This window comes from Mesorhizobium sp. WSM3879, assembly GCF_002294915.1.
GTDB lineage: Bacteria > Pseudomonadota > Alphaproteobacteria > Rhizobiales > Rhizobiaceae > Mesorhizobium.
In genome coordinates this window covers 1-16,485 of record NZ_NSFZ01000005.1, presented here as the reverse complement: position 1 = coordinate 16,485, position 16,485 = coordinate 1, and the positions used below count along the sequence as shown (strand labels likewise).

At 63.1% G+C, this 16,485-nt stretch carries 17 protein-coding genes; 13 read left to right on the top strand and 4 right to left on the bottom strand.

The annotated features are described in order from the left end of the window. Positions 1–52: 52 nt before the first annotated feature. Complete coding sequence (locus CK218_RS13070; RefSeq protein WP_066996502.1) at positions 53–979, top strand: PhnD/SsuA/transferrin family substrate-binding protein; 927 nt, start codon at positions 53–55, stop codon at positions 977–979. 4 nt (positions 980–983) lie between these two features. On the opposite strand, the gene CK218_RS13065 is transcribed toward CK218_RS13070, so the two are convergent. The 3 genes from CK218_RS13065 to CK218_RS13055 all read right to left on the bottom strand — a co-directional run bounded on the left by CK218_RS13065 (position 984) and on the right by CK218_RS13055 (position 2,891). Beyond that, positions 984–1,604 carry a TadE/TadG family type IV pilus assembly protein gene (locus CK218_RS13065; protein WP_095777485.1) on the bottom strand — a complete coding sequence of 207 codons (621 nt, stop codon included), beginning with the start codon at positions 1,602–1,604 and terminating at the stop codon, positions 984–986. Between the two features lie 129 nt (positions 1,605–1,733). Then, entirely contained in the window at positions 1,734–2,333 is a 600-nt protein-coding gene (locus tag CK218_RS13060) for a TadE/TadG family type IV pilus assembly protein (protein WP_095828005.1), read from the bottom strand. Between the two features lie 135 nt (positions 2,334–2,468). Continuing rightward, positions 2,469–2,891 carry a pilus assembly protein N-terminal domain-containing protein gene (locus CK218_RS13055; RefSeq protein WP_095777602.1) on the bottom strand — a complete coding sequence of 141 codons (423 nt, stop codon included), beginning with the start codon at positions 2,889–2,891 and terminating at the stop codon, positions 2,469–2,471. 356 nt (positions 2,892–3,247) lie between these two features. Between CK218_RS13055 and CK218_RS13050 the strand changes: the two genes are divergently transcribed. The 9 genes from CK218_RS13050 to CK218_RS13010 all read left to right on the top strand — a co-directional run bounded on the left by CK218_RS13050 (position 3,248) and on the right by CK218_RS13010 (position 12,495). After that, positions 3,248–3,421: a Flp family type IVb pilin gene (locus CK218_RS13050; RefSeq protein ID WP_067324571.1), complete on the top strand. Its 174-nt coding sequence runs from the start codon at positions 3,248–3,250 to the stop codon at positions 3,419–3,421. 169 nt (positions 3,422–3,590) lie between these two features. Continuing rightward, entirely contained in the window at positions 3,591–4,109 is a 519-nt protein-coding gene (locus tag CK218_RS13045) for a prepilin peptidase (protein WP_095777483.1), read from the top strand. Between the two features lie 275 nt (positions 4,110–4,384). Next, entirely contained in the window at positions 4,385–5,197 is an 813-nt protein-coding gene (cpaB, locus tag CK218_RS13040) for a Flp pilus assembly protein CpaB (RefSeq protein ID WP_067324575.1), read from the top strand. Beyond that, the gene (locus CK218_RS13035; protein ID WP_095777482.1) at positions 5,194–6,723 is read left to right on the top strand and encodes a type II and III secretion system protein family protein; all 1,530 of its coding nucleotides are present in this window, start codon (positions 5,194–5,196) and stop codon (positions 6,721–6,723) included. Before cpaB ends, CK218_RS13035 begins: the two co-directional genes overlap by 4 nt. Positions 6,724–6,737: 14 nt before the next feature. After that, a complete protein-coding gene (locus CK218_RS13030) occupies positions 6,738–7,475 on the top strand; it encodes a CpaD family pilus assembly protein (protein ID WP_095828004.1) in 738 nt (245 codons plus the stop codon). A 31-nt stretch (positions 7,476–7,506) separates the two neighbouring features. After that, a complete protein-coding gene (locus CK218_RS13025) occupies positions 7,507–8,790 on the top strand; it encodes a CpaE family protein (protein WP_170950412.1) in 1,284 nt (427 codons plus the stop codon). 30 nt (positions 8,791–8,820) lie between these two features. Continuing rightward, positions 8,821–10,320 carry a CpaF family protein gene (locus CK218_RS13020; RefSeq protein ID WP_066996438.1) on the top strand — a complete coding sequence of 500 codons (1,500 nt, stop codon included), beginning with the start codon at positions 8,821–8,823 and terminating at the stop codon, positions 10,318–10,320. Between the two features lie 131 nt (positions 10,321–10,451). Further along, positions 10,452–11,465, top strand: coding sequence for a type II secretion system F family protein (locus CK218_RS13015; protein WP_066996441.1), 1,014 nt, complete (start codon positions 10,452–10,454; stop codon positions 11,463–11,465). 13 nt (positions 11,466–11,478) lie between these two features. Further along, a complete protein-coding gene (locus tag CK218_RS13010; protein WP_066996444.1) occupies positions 11,479–12,495 on the top strand; it encodes a type II secretion system F family protein in 1,017 nt (338 codons plus the stop codon). Between the two features lie 186 nt (positions 12,496–12,681). Here CK218_RS13010 and CK218_RS13005 read toward each other — a convergent pair whose 3' ends face one another. Further along, positions 12,682–13,509: a tetratricopeptide repeat protein gene (locus CK218_RS13005; RefSeq protein ID WP_095828205.1), complete on the bottom strand. Its 828-nt coding sequence runs from the start codon at positions 13,507–13,509 to the stop codon at positions 12,682–12,684. 122 nt (positions 13,510–13,631) lie between these two features. Between CK218_RS13005 and CK218_RS13000 the strand changes: the two genes are divergently transcribed. The 3 genes from CK218_RS13000 (at position 13,632) to CK218_RS12990 (ending at position 16,332) form a co-directional block, all read left to right on the top strand. Beyond that, positions 13,632–14,996, top strand: a complete 1,365-nt coding sequence (locus tag CK218_RS13000; RefSeq protein ID WP_095828003.1) for a leucyl aminopeptidase family protein — start codon at positions 13,632–13,634, stop codon at positions 14,994–14,996. Between the two features lie 74 nt (positions 14,997–15,070). After that, positions 15,071–15,421, top strand: a complete 351-nt coding sequence (locus CK218_RS12995; protein ID WP_066996450.1) for a MarR family winged helix-turn-helix transcriptional regulator — start codon at positions 15,071–15,073, stop codon at positions 15,419–15,421. Between the two features lie 50 nt (positions 15,422–15,471). Continuing rightward, positions 15,472–16,332 carry an NlpC/P60 family protein gene (locus tag CK218_RS12990; RefSeq protein ID WP_095828002.1) on the top strand — a complete coding sequence of 287 codons (861 nt, stop codon included), beginning with the start codon at positions 15,472–15,474 and terminating at the stop codon, positions 16,330–16,332. Positions 16,333–16,485: the final 153 nt, after the last annotated feature.

Sequence of the window (16,485 nt, the reverse complement as noted above, 5' to 3'; positions counted from 1 at the left end):
CAACGGCTTGGTGCAAAGTGGTGCGGATCGAGGGAATGCGGCAAGGATGGGCATGGGCGCAAAATCGGCGGCAAGCCAGGCATTGAGGACCTGCGCGGCGGCTCTCGCGGTGCTCTCCGCGGCCCCGCCGGCGCATGCCGACTGGCGCGACGACATCGGCACGTTTCGCATAGGAATCGTCGCCGAGCCCGGAGGAGGCAACACGGTACCTGGTCTGGCCCGCTTGACGGATGCCTATACGAACGCTCTCGGCATGAAGGTCGAGTTCGTGGTTGCTCGCGACTATGCGGCATTGATCGAGGCTCAGGCGAGCGGCCGCATACAGTATGCGGTCTATTCGGCGCTCGCCTATGCTACGGCTTCGGAGCGCTGCGGCTGTGTCGAGCCGCTGGTGGCGCCTGTCGATGCCGATGGAGCCGCCGGCGTGCGTTCCGTGCTGGTGACGCGCGACGGCAAAGTGCCGGGCCTCACAGCGATCGCCTCGCATCGGATCGCCATCGCGCCCGCCGACAATGTCGCCGGTTCTCTCCTGCCGCTGACCGGACTGGCCGGCGAAGGGGTGCAGATCGCGCAGGATTCACCTTTCCTGGCGCGCGCCTCGTCGGCCACCGCGGCCGAGGCGATGCTCGGCGACGGCGAAGCCGACGGCCTGTTCGGCTGGGAGCCTGTCGGCGCCGACGGCCAGCCTACCGACACGGGGGGCACCATCCTGCGGCTTGCGGCCGCCGGCGTCCCGAAGACGTCGCTTCGGGTGCTGTGGAGCTCGGCTCCGCTGCGATATGGGCCTCATGCGGTGCGCAGCGATCTCGACGCCGAAGCCAAGCGCCGGCTGGCCGTGTTTCTGACCAATCTCAAGTCGCTGACTCCGGACGTCTACGATCTTCTGGAGCCGACGCACTCCGGCGGCTTCGAACTGGCCGTATCAAAGGACTACGCAACGGCCCTGGCCATCGTGCGGCGGGAAACTCGCGGGGATTAGTCCGTCAGCAGTCGGTGCAAGGAACCGTAGGACCGCGGCGCGGCCTCAGATAGTACGTTTCGCCCATCGATATGTTGTTGAAGGCCGAGGTCAATCCAAGCGTCGACGAACTGTCGGCTGACCAGGTGATGATCGGCTTATAGCCGAGGTCGCTTTCCACCCGAACAAGGAAGGTGTTGCGGATATTCAGCGTCGACGGAACGTTGGTGGGGCTGGTCTTCGCCGCGTCGGCGCTATAGGTGGTGCCCACTAGCTTGCGCGACCAGGCCACCGTCGCCTTGGGCGATGCCTCGTCGGAGATCTGGATCCCGGTGATGATGATTGTCGGCGTGGAGCGGTTGTAGGGCTGCAGCGTCGAGGTGCCGATCTTCATGATCGCGTCGAGATCGGCTTTCGTGACGCTGGTCTGCTGCGTGACGAGATCCGCCACCATGCTGCCGATGCGGCTGACCTTCTTGCTGGTCTCGATGGCCTGCGAGGCTTCCATCGTGATGAAGTACATGATGAGCAGCACCGGCACGATGAACGCGAACTCGATTGCCGCGACGCCGCGGCGATCGAGGCAAAACCGTGCCGCCTTCGTCACGAAAGCCGAAACTCGCCGCTGTGCCCCCGCACGGTACATATCCTACCCCCACACCGCCGTAAGTCTCGGCCGGCCGCAATCTTGAAGCATGTCTCCCGAAGTGGACCCGGTTTCGGGAGACATGCCGAAAATCAAAAAGCCAAAGCAGGTTGCCTCACGCGACCTGCTTCAGTCGTCGAATGGTTCGTTCTGCCAGGTCACCGATGCGAAGTGCAGCGTCTTGCCGCCATTCAGATTGGACATCTGTTTAGCCAGGAAATCGGTGATCACCGGCCATTTGTAGAAAACCCGCAGCATGTTCTTCGATTCCGCCAGCCCCGGCGACACCGTGAAAGTCGTCGAGCTCGTGCCTGTCAGCACGATTTCGCCGTTCTGGATCTTGAAGCCCGCCGCTGCGGCGTCGGCGAAGGTCGGATATTCGCGCAGGTCCACCAACAGGGAAGCATTTGACCCGGAACCGGGGCAGTTCGTGGCGACCATGATCTCCAGCCTGTCGCAGATCATCGTCTTGATCGAGGCGTCGGTGACGTTGGCCTTCTTGAGCTGGCCGGTTCGCAGCTGGCGCGCGATATCGTCGGTGGCGTTGGCCATCACTTCCTGGCCGGCGAACGAGATGCAGCTCTCCAGAATGGCGAAAACGAGCAACGCGAACGGCATGGCCAGCATTGCGAATTCCAATGCCGTGCTGCCGCGCCTGTCGCTGAAGAAACCGGGGCGTGGCTTTGCCTCGGCCTTGCCGTCCATGCCACCCTTGGGCGCCCTGCTCATGTTCCGTTCCTGCCGATCCTTGCAATGTCGGCTGCAACCTATCGACCACCCATTGAGGTCCGGTTTGGATCAGCGTTAAACTCGGTGGGCTGCCCTTAACCCGCTGTTAACCTGCGGGCGCTTGCGTCCTTAAGCTCAGCGGGCTGCGTTCATTTCCGTTTCGGACGTTTTCTCAGCCTCGCTCTTGTACGAGCTTTCGCAATAGGGCGTGCAGGACATGGTCTGGACTTCGGCGCGTCGATAGATGCGCACCGAGGACGCGGCTTGTCGGACGACCGTCACCTGCTCATCTATGATCGGGCTGCCATCGGAATCGAGCACGACCAGATTGGTCACGCCGAAACCCTTGCCGGTGAGAACGACTGTCGAGGCGTCCTGCACGGCGGCATCGGCGATGGCCGGATTGCCGACGACGATCGTATCGGCCGCGCGCGACAACTTGACGATCTTTGCTTGATTCATGGTGACCTCGATGCCGGCGCCGGCGCTGGCCGGCATGACGGATGCGGCGACAGCCAACAGCGTGACGACTGAAAATGGCGATCTCGACGAGGTCATTGAAGCGCTCCGGAGCGGCAGACTGTTCAACGGAACATGAACGAAATTGGTGAACCGACGGTTAAGCGCCGCATGGCCGCGATAAGGATTGGTCGGCTCCGCGGTCATAAGCCGAGAACCTACGCTGCTTTAGCGAAATCGCGGATGGGCCGGATCTCCGCGCTTTTCCTGCCCGCCGCTCCGCCTCTGGAGGTTTAGGCCACGGTTAACCAAGCAACGGGATCGCCTCCGGAAAGGAATCGGTAAGGGTATTTATTAAGCCGATCGAAAGGGCTTCCCTCTAGATTTGTCACATCCGATCAACCGGCAAGAGAAGTTGACGGAAGTGCTGTAACACGTGGAGTAGGAGCTCTCGAATGTCTAACCTCATCGCACGTTTCGTAAAGGACGAATCCGGCGCGACCGCCATCGAATACGGTCTGATCGCCGCCCTCATCGCGCTCGCCATCATGGTCGGCGCCGGCCAGCTCGGCACTGCCCTGAACACCAAGTTCAAGGCAATTGCCAGTGCGGTCCAAAACTCCAACTAAGATCAACCGAGGACGACGAAGTCGCTCTCGACGAGAAGGGCCGCCTCGAGGCGGCCCTTGTTCGTTGCAGCATCTGGTTGCGCGCGAATTGGTCGTCGGCACTCACCGACCGTTAATGGCGTGTGGCTAGACTGGGCGTGTTACTTTTCTCACGGCATTGTGTTGTCTCATGCTTGAAGCTGTAATCTTCGTCGTCTTTCCTTTCTGCATGCTGTTTGCGGCGATCTCCGACATGCTTTCGATGACGATCGCCAACCGCGTGCCGGTGCTGCTCGTGGCGACGTTCGCTCTGGTCGCTCCTTTGACCGGGATGGACTGGGCCATCTATGGCGGGCATTTCGCGGCAGGTGCCCTGGTGCTGGCCGCGACGTTCGGACTATTCGCGCTCGGCGGCATGGGCGGCGGCGATGCCAAGCTGCTGGCCGCGACCGCCGTATGGATGGGGCTCAACATCAATCTCATCGGCTACCTAGTCACCTCGACATTGATCGGCGGCCTGCTGACGGTTGCCATTCTGGCCTACCGGAAATCGCCATTTGCGATCTACACCGGCCACAACCGTTTTCTGCGCCATTTCGCCGACGAGACCGCAGGCATTCCTTATGGCGTCGCGCTTGGTCTTGGCGGGCTCCTCACCTTTCCGGATTCTTCGTTGATGGTCTGGGCGCTGGATAGGCTCACGACCTAAAGCATATCGCCATCTTCAGATGCGCTCGGTGCGCTACGGAGTCTGGCTTTACGCCTACCAAACAGCTTGTTGCCTTCGGAAAATCCGTTTCTGTGACAAGGGTTCTCGCGGCGCTTGGCCGCCTTTTTTTGTTAACGGCAAGGCGGTTCGGTCCAATTTGAGTAAACGTTAAATTAATCACGATCGTAAGCATTGCATTAACCTTGTTTTGACGATTGCGGCTGCAAAGTCCGGCTTGGCGAGGTGGTTTGCCTTGAGGCGAAGGGTCCGGACGAATGCCAGCATCCCGACTGATTATTCTGAGCGTGGCCGTGGCCGCGGCGGGTGGCGCGGGTTATGTCGCGAAGAACATGGTAGTGGCGCCGCCGGCTCAAGTCGTCGTCAACGCTCCCAAGCAGCCGGCGATCGCGCTGCAGGACGTGTTGGCGCTTTCCGGCGATGTCGCAATGGGCAGCCAGCTCGGTGACAACATCAGGTGGGAGCAGTGGCCGGCGAGCGGCATCAACGCCAATTTCATCACCCGTGCGGCCGAACCGGACGCAGTCGAAAAGCTGAAGGGCTCGGTGGCGCGTGTAGCCATGTATGCCGGTGAGCCGTTGCGGCGTTCCAAGCTGGTCGGCGAGGGGCAGAGCTTCATGTCCTCGATCCTGCCGTCCGGCATGCGCGCGGTCGCGACCGCCATATCGGCCGATACGTCCGCCGGCGGCTTCATCCTGCCCAATGACTTCGTCGACGTCATCATGACCCGGCGCGCCGACGCCAGCAATGGCGGCAGCGGCTTCAATACCGAGACCATCCTGAAGAACATCCGTGTCCTGGCCATCGACCAGACCATCCAGGAGGACGAGGAAGGCAAGAAGACCAGGGTCGGCCAGACCGCGACGCTGGAGCTCACGCCGCAGCAGGCGGAGATCATCACCGTGGCGCAGCAGATGGCGGACCGCCTGACCCTGGCGCTGCGTTCGATCACCGACACGAATGAGAAGAACCTGGGCGAAGCCGACTATCTGGTGAACGGCAATGGCCGGCGCGGCACGGTGCGGTTGATCAAGTCGGGCCAGGTTTCCGAAGTGGGAGCAAGGAAATGAGCCTAATCGGCAAACTGCCCGTCATCGCGGCGGCCGCCATCGGCCTGTTCCTGATCGGCACCAATGCGCCTGGGCTCGTCGAGGCCAAGGCCGCGAACAGGGCAGCGGGTGTGACGGCCTCGGTTGCCTCGCAGCGCGTCAAGCTCGGCCTCAACAAGTCGGTGGTCATCGACCTGCCGAGCGACGCCTACGACATACTCGTCGCCAATCCCGCGGTCGCCGACGCAGTCACGCGCACGGCGCGCCGCATCTATCTGTTCGGCAAGGCGGTCGGCGAAACCAACATCTTCGTCTTCGGCCCCAACGGCGAGCAGATCGCCAGTCTTGACCTGGCGGTCGAACGCGACGTGGCCGGGCTGGAAGACTATCTCAAGCGCTTCCTCCCGACGTCGCAGATCAAGGTCGAGCTGCTGAACGACAACGTGATTCTCACCGGCAATGTCGATACACCGCTCGACGCCAAGCGCGCCGTCGACCTGGCCACCATCTTCGTCTCGGGCGGTGAAGCGACGACCGGCCAATATTCACAGACGGCCGCCGGCGGGTCCGCCAACGGCGGCGTCGACATCAACAATCCCGACCAGGAGCGCCGGGTTTCCAAGATCGTCAATCTGCTGCAGATCATCGGCGACGATCAGGTGACGCTGAAGGTGACGGTGGCCGAAGTCAGCCGCTCGGTGATGAAGCAGCTCGGCGTCAACATGATGGCCAGCGGCGGCAGCAACGGCATCTCCTGGGGCGCGCTCAGCGACCCTTACGCTGGTCTCGGTAAGCCGCTGTCGAACGCGGGCCTAGGGATCAGTGCGTCCGGGCTGCAGTCCTATATCAACGCAATGGAGCAGTCGGGGGTCATGAAGACCTTGGCCGAGCCGACCTTGACCGCCGTGTCCGGGGAGAAGGCGACCTTCAAGGTCGGCGGCGAATACAATATGGTGACCAATGTTACCGCCAACGTCTCCAACGACAACCAGACCGGCCTGAAGAACTATCAGGTCGAGAAGATCGAATACGGCATCGGATTGGAGTTTCAGCCGGTGGTGCTGTCACCCGGCCGCATCAGCCTGAAGGTGAGAACGTCGGTTTCCGAACCGACAACCGAGGGCTCCGTGTCGGCATCCACGGATAACAGCAGCATCGGCATGAACGCTTTGTCGCTCCGCAAACGCCTGGCCGATACGACGGTGGAACTGCCTTCCGGCGGCTCGATGATGATCGCAGGCCTTGTGCGCGACGACGTCAGGCAGGCCGTCGTTGGATTGCCCGGACTGACCAAGATTCCGGTGCTCGGCGCGCTCTTCCGCAGCCGCGACTTCGTGCGCAACGAGAGCGAGCTCGTGATCATCATCACGCCCTATCTGGCGCGGCCCGTGGCGCGCAACGAATTGGCCAAGCCCGACGATAATTTCAATGCGCCGAGCGACGGCGCCGGCATGTTCCTCGGTCGCGTCAATCGCGTCTACGGCACCATGCAGACCGATAGGCCACCTGGCCGTTACCACGGCGTTGTCGGCTTCATCTACAAGTGAGCGGGAAAGCGGACATGTCCAACTCAACATCGAAGGCCATGACGATCGCAGCGGCACAATCGGGCCGCGGACGATTCCGCGGGTCGGCTCCGGTCCTGGCGATCGCCTTTGCGGCGTCGCTCGCCGGATGCGCCAACTTCCATCGCGATAGTGTGACAGTGGGCTCCATTCCGGACGACTACCGCACCAATCATCCGATCGTTATCGCCGAGAAGAACCAGAAGATCGACCTCCCGGTCGGCGCCGGTGATCGCGGCATGACGGCTTCGCAGCGCGACACTCTGCTCGGCTTCCTCGACGGCTACGACAGGAGCGCCGCGCCGGCGCTGACGATCGCGGCCCCGGTGGGTTCCGCGAACCAGGCCGCCGCCCAGGCCGCGAGCCGCGATTTCGCCAGACTTGCGATGGCCGCAGGCGTCAAGCGCAACAATATCATCATGACCTCCTATCAGTCGGCCGTGCCCGAGGCTTCGGCGCCGGTCCGCGTGGCCTTCGTGGCGGTGAGGGCACAGACCGACAAATGCGGGCGTTGGCCCGAGGATCTGACCGAGACTTCCGAGAACAAGCACTACGCCGATTTCGGGTGCTCCTATCAGAACAACCTCGCCGCCCAGATGGCCAATCCCAACGATCTGCTCGGGCCACGCAAGCAGTCCGACATCGATGCCGAAAATCGCGGCGCGGTGATCGACGTCTATCGGGCGAGAGGCATTTCGGATGAGTTCCTCGGCAATTCGGAAGTGACCTACTGAGCCCGCTGCGGATCACGGAAAGAGCATGACGATGAGCAATCTTGCCTACGACACGCCTGCGGATACCGGCGATCTTTCGCAACAGGACATCGCCGCCATGCAGGCGCTGCGCCCGGTGCCGCGCATCTCGATCCAGGCTTTCTGCGAGACCGAAGGCGTCGCAAATCCGATCGGGCGCGCCGGCGAGGACCGCCGCATGGCCAAGGCCCATCTCAAGGTCCATATGGGCGGCATCGCCACCGCGATCGAATTCTACCAGTCGGCGCCGACGCCAAACCTGATCCTGCTGGAATCGCGCAGCGAGCCGAAACAGCTGCTGGAGCAGCTCGCTCAGCTCGCCGAATATTGCGATCCGACCTCGAAGGTCGTGGTCATCGGCCATTACAATGATGTCGGCCTCTACCGGGAGCTTATCCGTTCGGGCATTTCCGAATATGTCATCGCGCCGGTCTCGATGACCGATATCGTCAGCGTCGTCTCGTCGATCTTCGTCGACCCCGAGTCCGATCCGATCGGCCGCTCCATCGCCTTCATCGGCGCCAAGGGCGGCGTCGGCTCCTCGACGATCGCCCACAACGTCGCCTGGGCGATGTCGTCCTTGTTCAAGTCCGAAGTCGTCGTCGCCGATCTCGATCTCGCCTTCGGCACCGCCAATATCAACTTCGACCGGGACCCCGCGCAGGGCATCGCCGAGGCGGTGTTTTCGCCCGAGCGCGTCGACGAGGTCTATCTCGACCGGCTGCTCGCGCAATGCGCCGAGCATTTGTCGCTGCTGGCGGCACCGTCCACGCTCGAGCGCGTCTATGATTTCGATCCGGACGCCTTCTCCCAGGTCATCGAAACGGCGCAGCGCAGCGCGCCCTTGCTCGTGCTCGACGTCCCTCACGTCTGGAGCGGTTGGACCAAGAGCACGCTGATCAAGGCCGACGAGATCGTCATCACGGCCACGCCGGAACTCGCCAATCTGCGCAACACCAAGAATATGGTCGACATGCTGAAGCGGCTGCGTCCGAACGATCCGCCGCCGAAGCTGATCATCAATCAGGCGGGCGTTCCCAAACGACCGGAGATCGCGGCATCGGATTTTTCCGAACCGCTCGGCATCACGCCGATGGCGGTGATCAATTTCGAGCCGCTGCTGTTCGGCAACGCCGCCAACAATGGCCGCATGCTCGGCGAGATGGATGCCAAGAGTCCGGTCGTCGGCACGATCAACGAAATAGCGCATGTGCTGACAGGGCGCAGCGAGATCAAGGCGAAGAAGAAGGCAAGCCTTGGCGCCATCCTCGGCAAGCTTTCACGCAGCAAGAAATGACGCTCGCTGAGCGGCATCGGGTAGTCGATCATGTTTGGTAAAAGAGGCACAGACGACGGCAGCCGGGCAGCTCCCGAATTCCGTCCGCCAGCACCTCCTCCGGCCGCTCCCGCTCCGGCTGGGACGATCGCTGTCGATCGGCCGGCCGCGCCCGCGCCGAGCACGCCCGCCGCGTCCCCCGTTCGCCGTCCGGTGGAGGCGCCGCCGATGGCGCCCGAGCCGCCGAAAAGGGTCCAGCGCGAGCGCGGCGAAACCTATTATGACACCAAGAGCCAGGTGTTTTCCGCGCTCATCGACACGATCGATCTTTCGCAGCTCGCCAAGCTCGATCCGGAAAGCGCGCGCGAGGAAATCCGCGACATCGTCAACGACATCATCGCGATCAAGAATTTCGCGATGTCGATCTCCGAGCAGGAAGAGCTGCTCGAGGATATCTGCAACGACGTGCTCGGCTATGGGCCGCTGGAGCCGCTGCTCGCGCGCGACGACATCGCCGACATCATGGTCAACGGTTCAAAGAACGTCTACATCGAAGTCAACGGCAAGGTCGAACCGACCAGCATTCGCTTCCGCGACAACCAGCAGCTGCTCAACATCTGCCAGCGCATCGTCAGCCAGGTCGGCCGCCGCGTCGACGAATCGAGCCCTATTTGCGACGCGCGCCTTCCCGACGGCTCGCGCGTCAACGTGATCGCGCCGCCGCTGTCGCTTGATGGCACCGCGCTAACCATCCGCAAGTTCAAGAAGGACAAGCTGACGCTCGACCAGCTGGTCAAGTTCGGCGCCATCTCGCCGCAAGGCGCGGAGATCTTGAAGATCATCGGCCGCGTCCGCTGCAACGTCGTCATCTCGGGCGGTACCGGCTCGGGCAAGACGACGCTGCTCAACTGCCTGACCAACTACATCGATCGCGAGGAGCGGGTCATCACCTGCGAGGACTCGGCCGAGCTGCAGCTGCAGCAGCCGCACGTGGTCCGTCTCGAAACCAGGCCGCCCAATCTCGAAGGCGAGGGCGAGGTGACCATGCGCGATCTCGTCAAGAACTGCCTGCGCATGCGGCCCGAACGGATCATCGTCGGCGAGGTGCGCGGACCGGAAGTGTTCGACCTTCTGCAGGCGATGAACACCGGCCATGACGGCTCGATGGGAACGATCCACTCCAACAGCCCGCGCGAATGCCTGAACCGTATTGAATCGATGATCGCCATGGGCGGTTATTCGCTGCCGCAGAGGACGGTGCGCGAGATCGTCGTCGGCTCGGTGGACGTGATCATCCAGGCGGCTCGTCTGCGCGACGGCTCGCGCCGCATCACCCACATCACCGAGGTGATCGGCATGGAAGGCGACGTCGTCATCACCCAGGACCTCGTCCTCTACAACATCAAGGGCGAGGACGCGAGCGGCCGTCTGATCGGCGAGCATGTCTCCACCGGCATCGGCCGGCCGCATTTCTGGGATCGTGCCCGCTACTATGGCGAGGAGCAGCGCCTCGCCAACGCGCTCGAGGCCATGGAGAAACGCGCTGACTAGAGCAATTCCAGGGAAGGTGCGTAGCGGTTTTCCGTCCGGAATTGCGTAAAAACAAATACTTAGAGCGGGTCAGCGCTTTTATAAAAAGCTGAACCGCTCTAGTGCATCTGGAGGTGTAGGGGCCCCGGTCGATGTTCGGAATTGACACCACGGTTCTGGCTTTCGTCGTGCTCGCGGGCCTCAGCGCCGGCGCGATAGCCTATGCCTTCCTGTTCAAGCGCATCGATAACGAGAAGCAGGCCGGCAAGCGGCTTGAAACGATCAAGACGGCCGAGACCGACCGATCGGTGGTGAAGGCTACGCGCGACCGCGCCGCGGAAGCGGTCAGACGGCGCAAGACGCTTCAGGATTCGCTCAAGCAGCTCGATGAAAAGCAGAAAACCAATGACCGCAACGTCAAGAAACCGCCGCTGAGGGCCCAGATCCGCCAGGCCGGCATGACCGTCTCCCTCGAGCGCTTCTACATCTACTCGGTGATCTGCGGCATCGTGCTTACGATCCTCGCCTTTCTTGCCGGCGCGCCGTTGCTGGTCCTGCCCGGCGCTCTCTTGGCCGGAGCCCTCGGCCTGCCGCGCTGGTTCGTCTCGTTTCGTCGCGCGCGCCGGGTGAAGGCCTTCCTGGAGGAATTCCCGAATGCCCTCGACATCATCGTGCGCGCGGTGAAGTCCGGTCTGCCGCTCAACGACGCGATCCGCCTGATCGCCAATGAATCCCCGGAGCCGGTCCGCTCCGAATTCCGCCGTATCGTCGATTCCCAGCAGATGGGTATGTCGATCCCCGATGCCACCATGCGCATGTCCGAGACCATGCCATGCACCGAGGCCGGCTTCTTCGGCATCGTCATCCAGATCCAGTCGCAGGCCGGCGGCAATCTCTCCGAAGCGCTGGGCAACCTTTCGCGCGTGCTGCGCGACCGCAAGAAGATGAAGGCCAAGGTACAGGCGCTGTCGATGGAAGCAAAGGCATCCGCCGTCATCATCGGCGCCCTGCCGTTCGTCGTCGCCTTTCTCGTCTATCTGACAAGTCCGAACTACATCATGCCGCTATTCACCACCAGCGTCGGCAATCTGATCCTCGGCTGCTCCGGCGTCTGGATGTCGATCGGCATCCTGGTGATGCGCAAGATGATGAACTTCGAAGTGTAGGGACGCGGATCCAATGACAGACCAGGTCGTCAAGACGCTAACCGATCCTTCGTTTCTTATCGCGCTCCTGGTCGGCATCGCGGTTTTTGCGACCGTCTTCACGCTCATGCCAGCGCTTGGCGGCAATCAGCTCAAGGCGCGCATGAAAACGGTGGCGCTCGAGCGGGATGAGCTGCGCGCAAAGCAGCGTCAGCGGCTCGCCAATGAAGCCGACCGCCGCCGCAAGGGTCTGCGCGAGGAACAGTCGATCGGCATGCGCAACATCGTCGAACGGCTGGATCTCAAGCGCGCGCTTGCCGACGAAGGCACGCTGCAGAAGCTGAAAGTCGCGGGCTTCCGCGGCCAGAATCCGCTGACGCGCTTCCTGTTCTTTCGTCTGATCCTGCCCTTTGTCGGATTCGCGCTCGCGGCGATCTATCTGTTCCTTCTCGGCGGTCTGGCGCAGCAGCCTGCCTTCATCAAGCTGTTCGTCTGCATTCTTGTCGCCTATGGCGGCTTCTATGCGCCGATCCTCTACGTCAACAACCGCGCCACCAAACGCAAGCAGTCGATCCAACTGGCGTGGCCGGACGCGCTCGACCTGATGTTGATCTGCGTCGAATCCGGCATGTCGGTGGAAGCAGCGCTTCGCAAGGTTGCCGACGAGATCGGTACTCAGTCCGTCGCCCTCGCCGAGGAATTCGTGCTCACCAATGCCGAGCTCTCCTATCTGCAGGACCGCAGGGTCGCTTACGAGAACCTGGCAAGCCGCACCGGCCTGGATTCGGTGAAGGCGGTGACCCAGGCCCTGGTCCAGGCGGAGCGCTACGGCACGCCGGTGGCGCATGCGCTGCGCGTGCTTGCCTCGGAAAGCCGCGACATGCGGATGAATGCGGCCGAAAAGAAGGCCGCAGCACTGCCGCCCAAGCTCACCGTGCCGATGATCCTCTTCTTCCTGCCGGTTCTGTTCGCCATCATTCTAGGGCCGGCCGGCATCCAGGTCAGCCAGCGCGGCATCTTTGGCGATCAGCACAATTCCAGCAGCCAATAGGCGAAGCCATCGAAGTCATGACAAAAGCCGCGTGGCAGGCGCCGCGCGGCTTTGCTGTCTAGCCTAGCCTTGAAGCAATTCCAGGAAAAGTGTGTAACGGTTTTCCGTCCGGAATTGCGGAAAAAACAAACAGCTAGAGCAATTCGCGGTTTCCGTAGAACGGTGACCTCTGTAGGTGCCGGGCGGTCAGTTGGTCGCGACCTTCGCCTTGCCCTTGTCCTGATCCTTGAGTTGGCTCCAGGCATTCTGCTGCGCAAGCATCTGGCGCAGATAGGCGATGTTGGCCTGCGCCTGCTCCGGCGAAAGCTCCTGCGAGGCGATCTTTTCGGCCTCGTCGAAACGACCCTGCAGGCCGACGACCAGCGCCAGGTTCTGCCGCACCCGGCTGTCGGCGTTGGGTTGCTGCGCGGCCGATCGCATATAGGTCTCGGCGGTGCGCAGATCCCCCTCCAGCACATAGGACATGCCAAGATTGGAAAGGATCGAGGGTTCGTTCGGCTTGAGCTCGAGCGCCTTCCGGTAGTCCTGACGTGCCTCGTCCCGCTGCCCCATCTGGTCAAGGATGGCGGCTTCCGCCGAAACCAGGCGCCAGTCCGGATATTCCGGCGTCTGCGCGCGGCGCACCGCATCGAGCGCCTGCTCGAACTGCCCGTTGGCGGCAAGCGCCTTACCGTAGGCGGCGAGCACGTCGCGGTCCTTGGGATAGGCGATCGCGAGCTTGCGCATTACCGCCAGCGACTGGTCGGCGTCGCCATCCATCTGCAGCGCCGCGGCATAGTTGGTGGCGATGCGTTTGTCATTCGGGTTCCGGGCGTAGGATTCGCCGAGCTTGGTCGTGGCGCTGTGCAGTTCGCTGGCCGACATCGTTTCCAGGGGCCGGTTGTCGGAGCGGGAAATGGAGCCGGTCGTGAACTTGCTGGTGCTGCCGCAGCCGGCCACGCTGGCCGCCAGCACCGCCATCAATGCCGTGGTGACCAGACGCTTGCTTGTGAAGGTCAACGCTTTGATCGGCATCGGCGCCTGTCTCCATTCCTGCGCGGCCATTAAGCTGGCCGTCTTCCCTCCCACAGAAATATTCTGTTAACCCTAACGGATCGTTAAGAAGCCGACTCGCCGTGCCGGCCGGAGACCGTCGAATGCCTGTCGAACTCGTTGACCAGAAACCGGAAGCAGCCTTGCCAGTCTATCTGGTGGGAAAGGATGGCCTCGACGGCACTGGCCTTTCCCCTTCCGTCATCGCCTGGGCGCGGGCCAACGGCTTTTCCGGCGAGGCGGGCCGCACGCTCGTTCTGCCGGCCGAAGGTGGCGGTCTCGCCGGCGCGCTGTTCGGCACCGGCGACGGCGAGAGCCAGCTTGCCGTGGGCGCCCTGGCGCGGTCGCTGCCCGAGGGCGAATGGCATTTCGCCCAGGTACTGCCAGCGCCCGATCTTGCGGCGCTGGCCGTCGTCCTCGGCGGCTACGCATTCACCCGCTACGGCAAGAAACCCGGCAGGGCGTTGCGCTTGGCGCTGCCGTCGGGCGCCGACGGCGCGCATGTGCGCCGCACCGCCGAGGCTATGTTCCTGACGCGCGACCTCGTCAACACGCCGACGAGCGACATGGGGCCGGATGAGCTGGAGGAGGCTGTCCAGGCATTGGCAGCCGGGCACGGCGCCGACGTCTCCGTCGTCAAGGGTGACGATCTCCTGGCGCGGAATTTTCCGATGATCCATGTTGTCGGCCGCGCCTCGGCCGGCGCGCCGCGGCTGATTGACATGACCTGGGGCCCGAGCGACGCGCCGAAGGTGACGCTGGTCGGCAAGGGCGTCTGCTTCGACACCGGCGGCCTCGACATCAAGCCGTCGTCGGGCATGCTGCTGATGAAGAAAGACATGGGCGGCGCCGCCAACGTGCTGGGTCTCGCCTCGATGATCATGGCGGCGAAACGGAATGTGCGGCTGCGCGTGCTGATCCCTGCGGTCGAGAATTCGATCGCCGGCAATGCCTTCCGGCCTGGCGACGTGCTGAGGAGCCGCAAGGGCATAACGGTGGAGATCGGCAACACCGATGCTGAAGGCCGGCTGGTGCTGGCCGACGCTCTGGCGCTTGCCGACGAGGAAAGGCCGGCCCTGCTGTTCGACATGGCGACCTTGACCGGAGCGGCCCGTGTTGCGCTCGGCCCCGATCTGCCGCCCTTCTATACCGACGACGAGGCACTGGCGTCCGACCTGGCTGCGGCTTCGCTTGCTGTCGAGGATCCGCTGTGGCGCATGCCGCTGTGGCGTCCCTATGACGCGAAGCTTTCCTCGAAGATCGCCGACGTCAACAATGTCACGGCGGACGGCTTCGCCGGATCGATCACGGCGGCGCTCTTCCTCAAGCGCTTTGTCGAGAAGACGCCCGGCTGGGCGCATTTCGACATTTTTGCCTGGAACCCGAATGACCGCCCGCACGGCCTGACCGGGGGCGAGGCGCAAGGCATTCGCGCGCTGGAGCGAGTGATCTCGAAGCGCTTCGGGTGAGTGTGACGAGAAAACTGGCAAAAGCCGCCGCGGACTGAAACGGAAGCGAAACAATTTGCCGTCATGGTTGGCAAATGTCGATCTCGATGCGCCCGAGCCAGGCCTTGCGACTGTGGCAGCAGGTATTGCTGTCGCAGGTGCGCGACGACGCGCCCGACCTCACCATGCGCCAGACCGCCATCCTGCTCACCATCTACCTCGATCCGCCGCCGCATACGGTGCGCGGGCTGGCCGCGAGGCTCAACGTCACCAAGCCGGTCATTACCCGCGCGCTCGACACGATGGGCGCGCTGAAGCTGGTTTCGCGCCACCGCGACGAGCTCGACAAGCGCAATGTGCTGATCCGGCGCACGGTGGAGGGCGCGCTCTTTGTCGAGCGCTTCGGCGATGGTATCGTCGCAAAGGCGCATGAGCTGCCCATCTGACCGATAACTCGTCTGTTTGACCGATTAACCCATTTGACTGGACTACCGATTTGACCGCCAGGGATGCCCGCCTTCACGCCTTTCGTTCTGATCTCGCCGATGCCAGGCTGAAGGGGGAAGTCGCCGCCGACCGCTTTGTCGCCGGCCGCCCGGCGCGGATCACCACCGCCGTCGCCGACCTGCGCAAGGCTCCGCGCCCCGATGCCGGCATCAACACGCAGGCGCTGTTCGGCGACGACGTGCTGGTCTTCGAGATTGCGGAAGGCTGGGCCTGGGTGCAGGCCGAGCGCGACGGCTATGTCGGCTATGCCGCCGACAATGTACTCGGCGCACGTGAGCATGCGCCCACCCACATCGTCTCCGTGCCGCGCACCTTCCTCTATCCCGGACCGGACCTGCGCTTTCCGATCGGCGGGCAACTGTCGATGGGCTCCGCGGTGACGGTGGCGGGTTCCGCGGAAACGCGCGGCACGCACTACGCGCTGCTGCCATCGGGCCAAGCCGTCATTGCCCGCCATCTGCGGCCGCTTACCGAGGTGGCAGCCGACTTTGTGACGGTCGCCGAAAGCTTCCTCGGCACGCCATACCTCTGGGGCGGCGTCTCCGGCTTCGGCATCGACTGCTCCGGCCTCGTGCAACTGTCGATGCGCATGACCGGCAAGGATGTGCTGCGCGACTCCGACATGCAGGCGGCATCGATCGGGGCGCCGCTCGAGCCGGGCCCTGACTTTTCCGGGCTGCAGCGCGGCGACCTCGTCTTCTGGAAGGGCCACGTCGCGATCATGACCGACGCGAAGGACATGATCCACGCCAATGGCCACACGATGCTGGTCTCGCGCGAAGGGCTGAAGGAGGCCGTCGAGCGGATCGGCTATCTCTATGGCGGCCCGACCGGGTTCCGCAGGCCTTAGCGCCGGCCCTAACCTCTCCCCATGGGAGAGAAGTCGGATTGCCCCGATTTGCTCTTCGGAAGTCGGTTGGCAATCTGGATGAGCGACTATCTGAGGTGTCAAGTTGCATTTGCGAACTCGCTTCGCGCGTCGCGTGCTTTTGCATTGAGAATG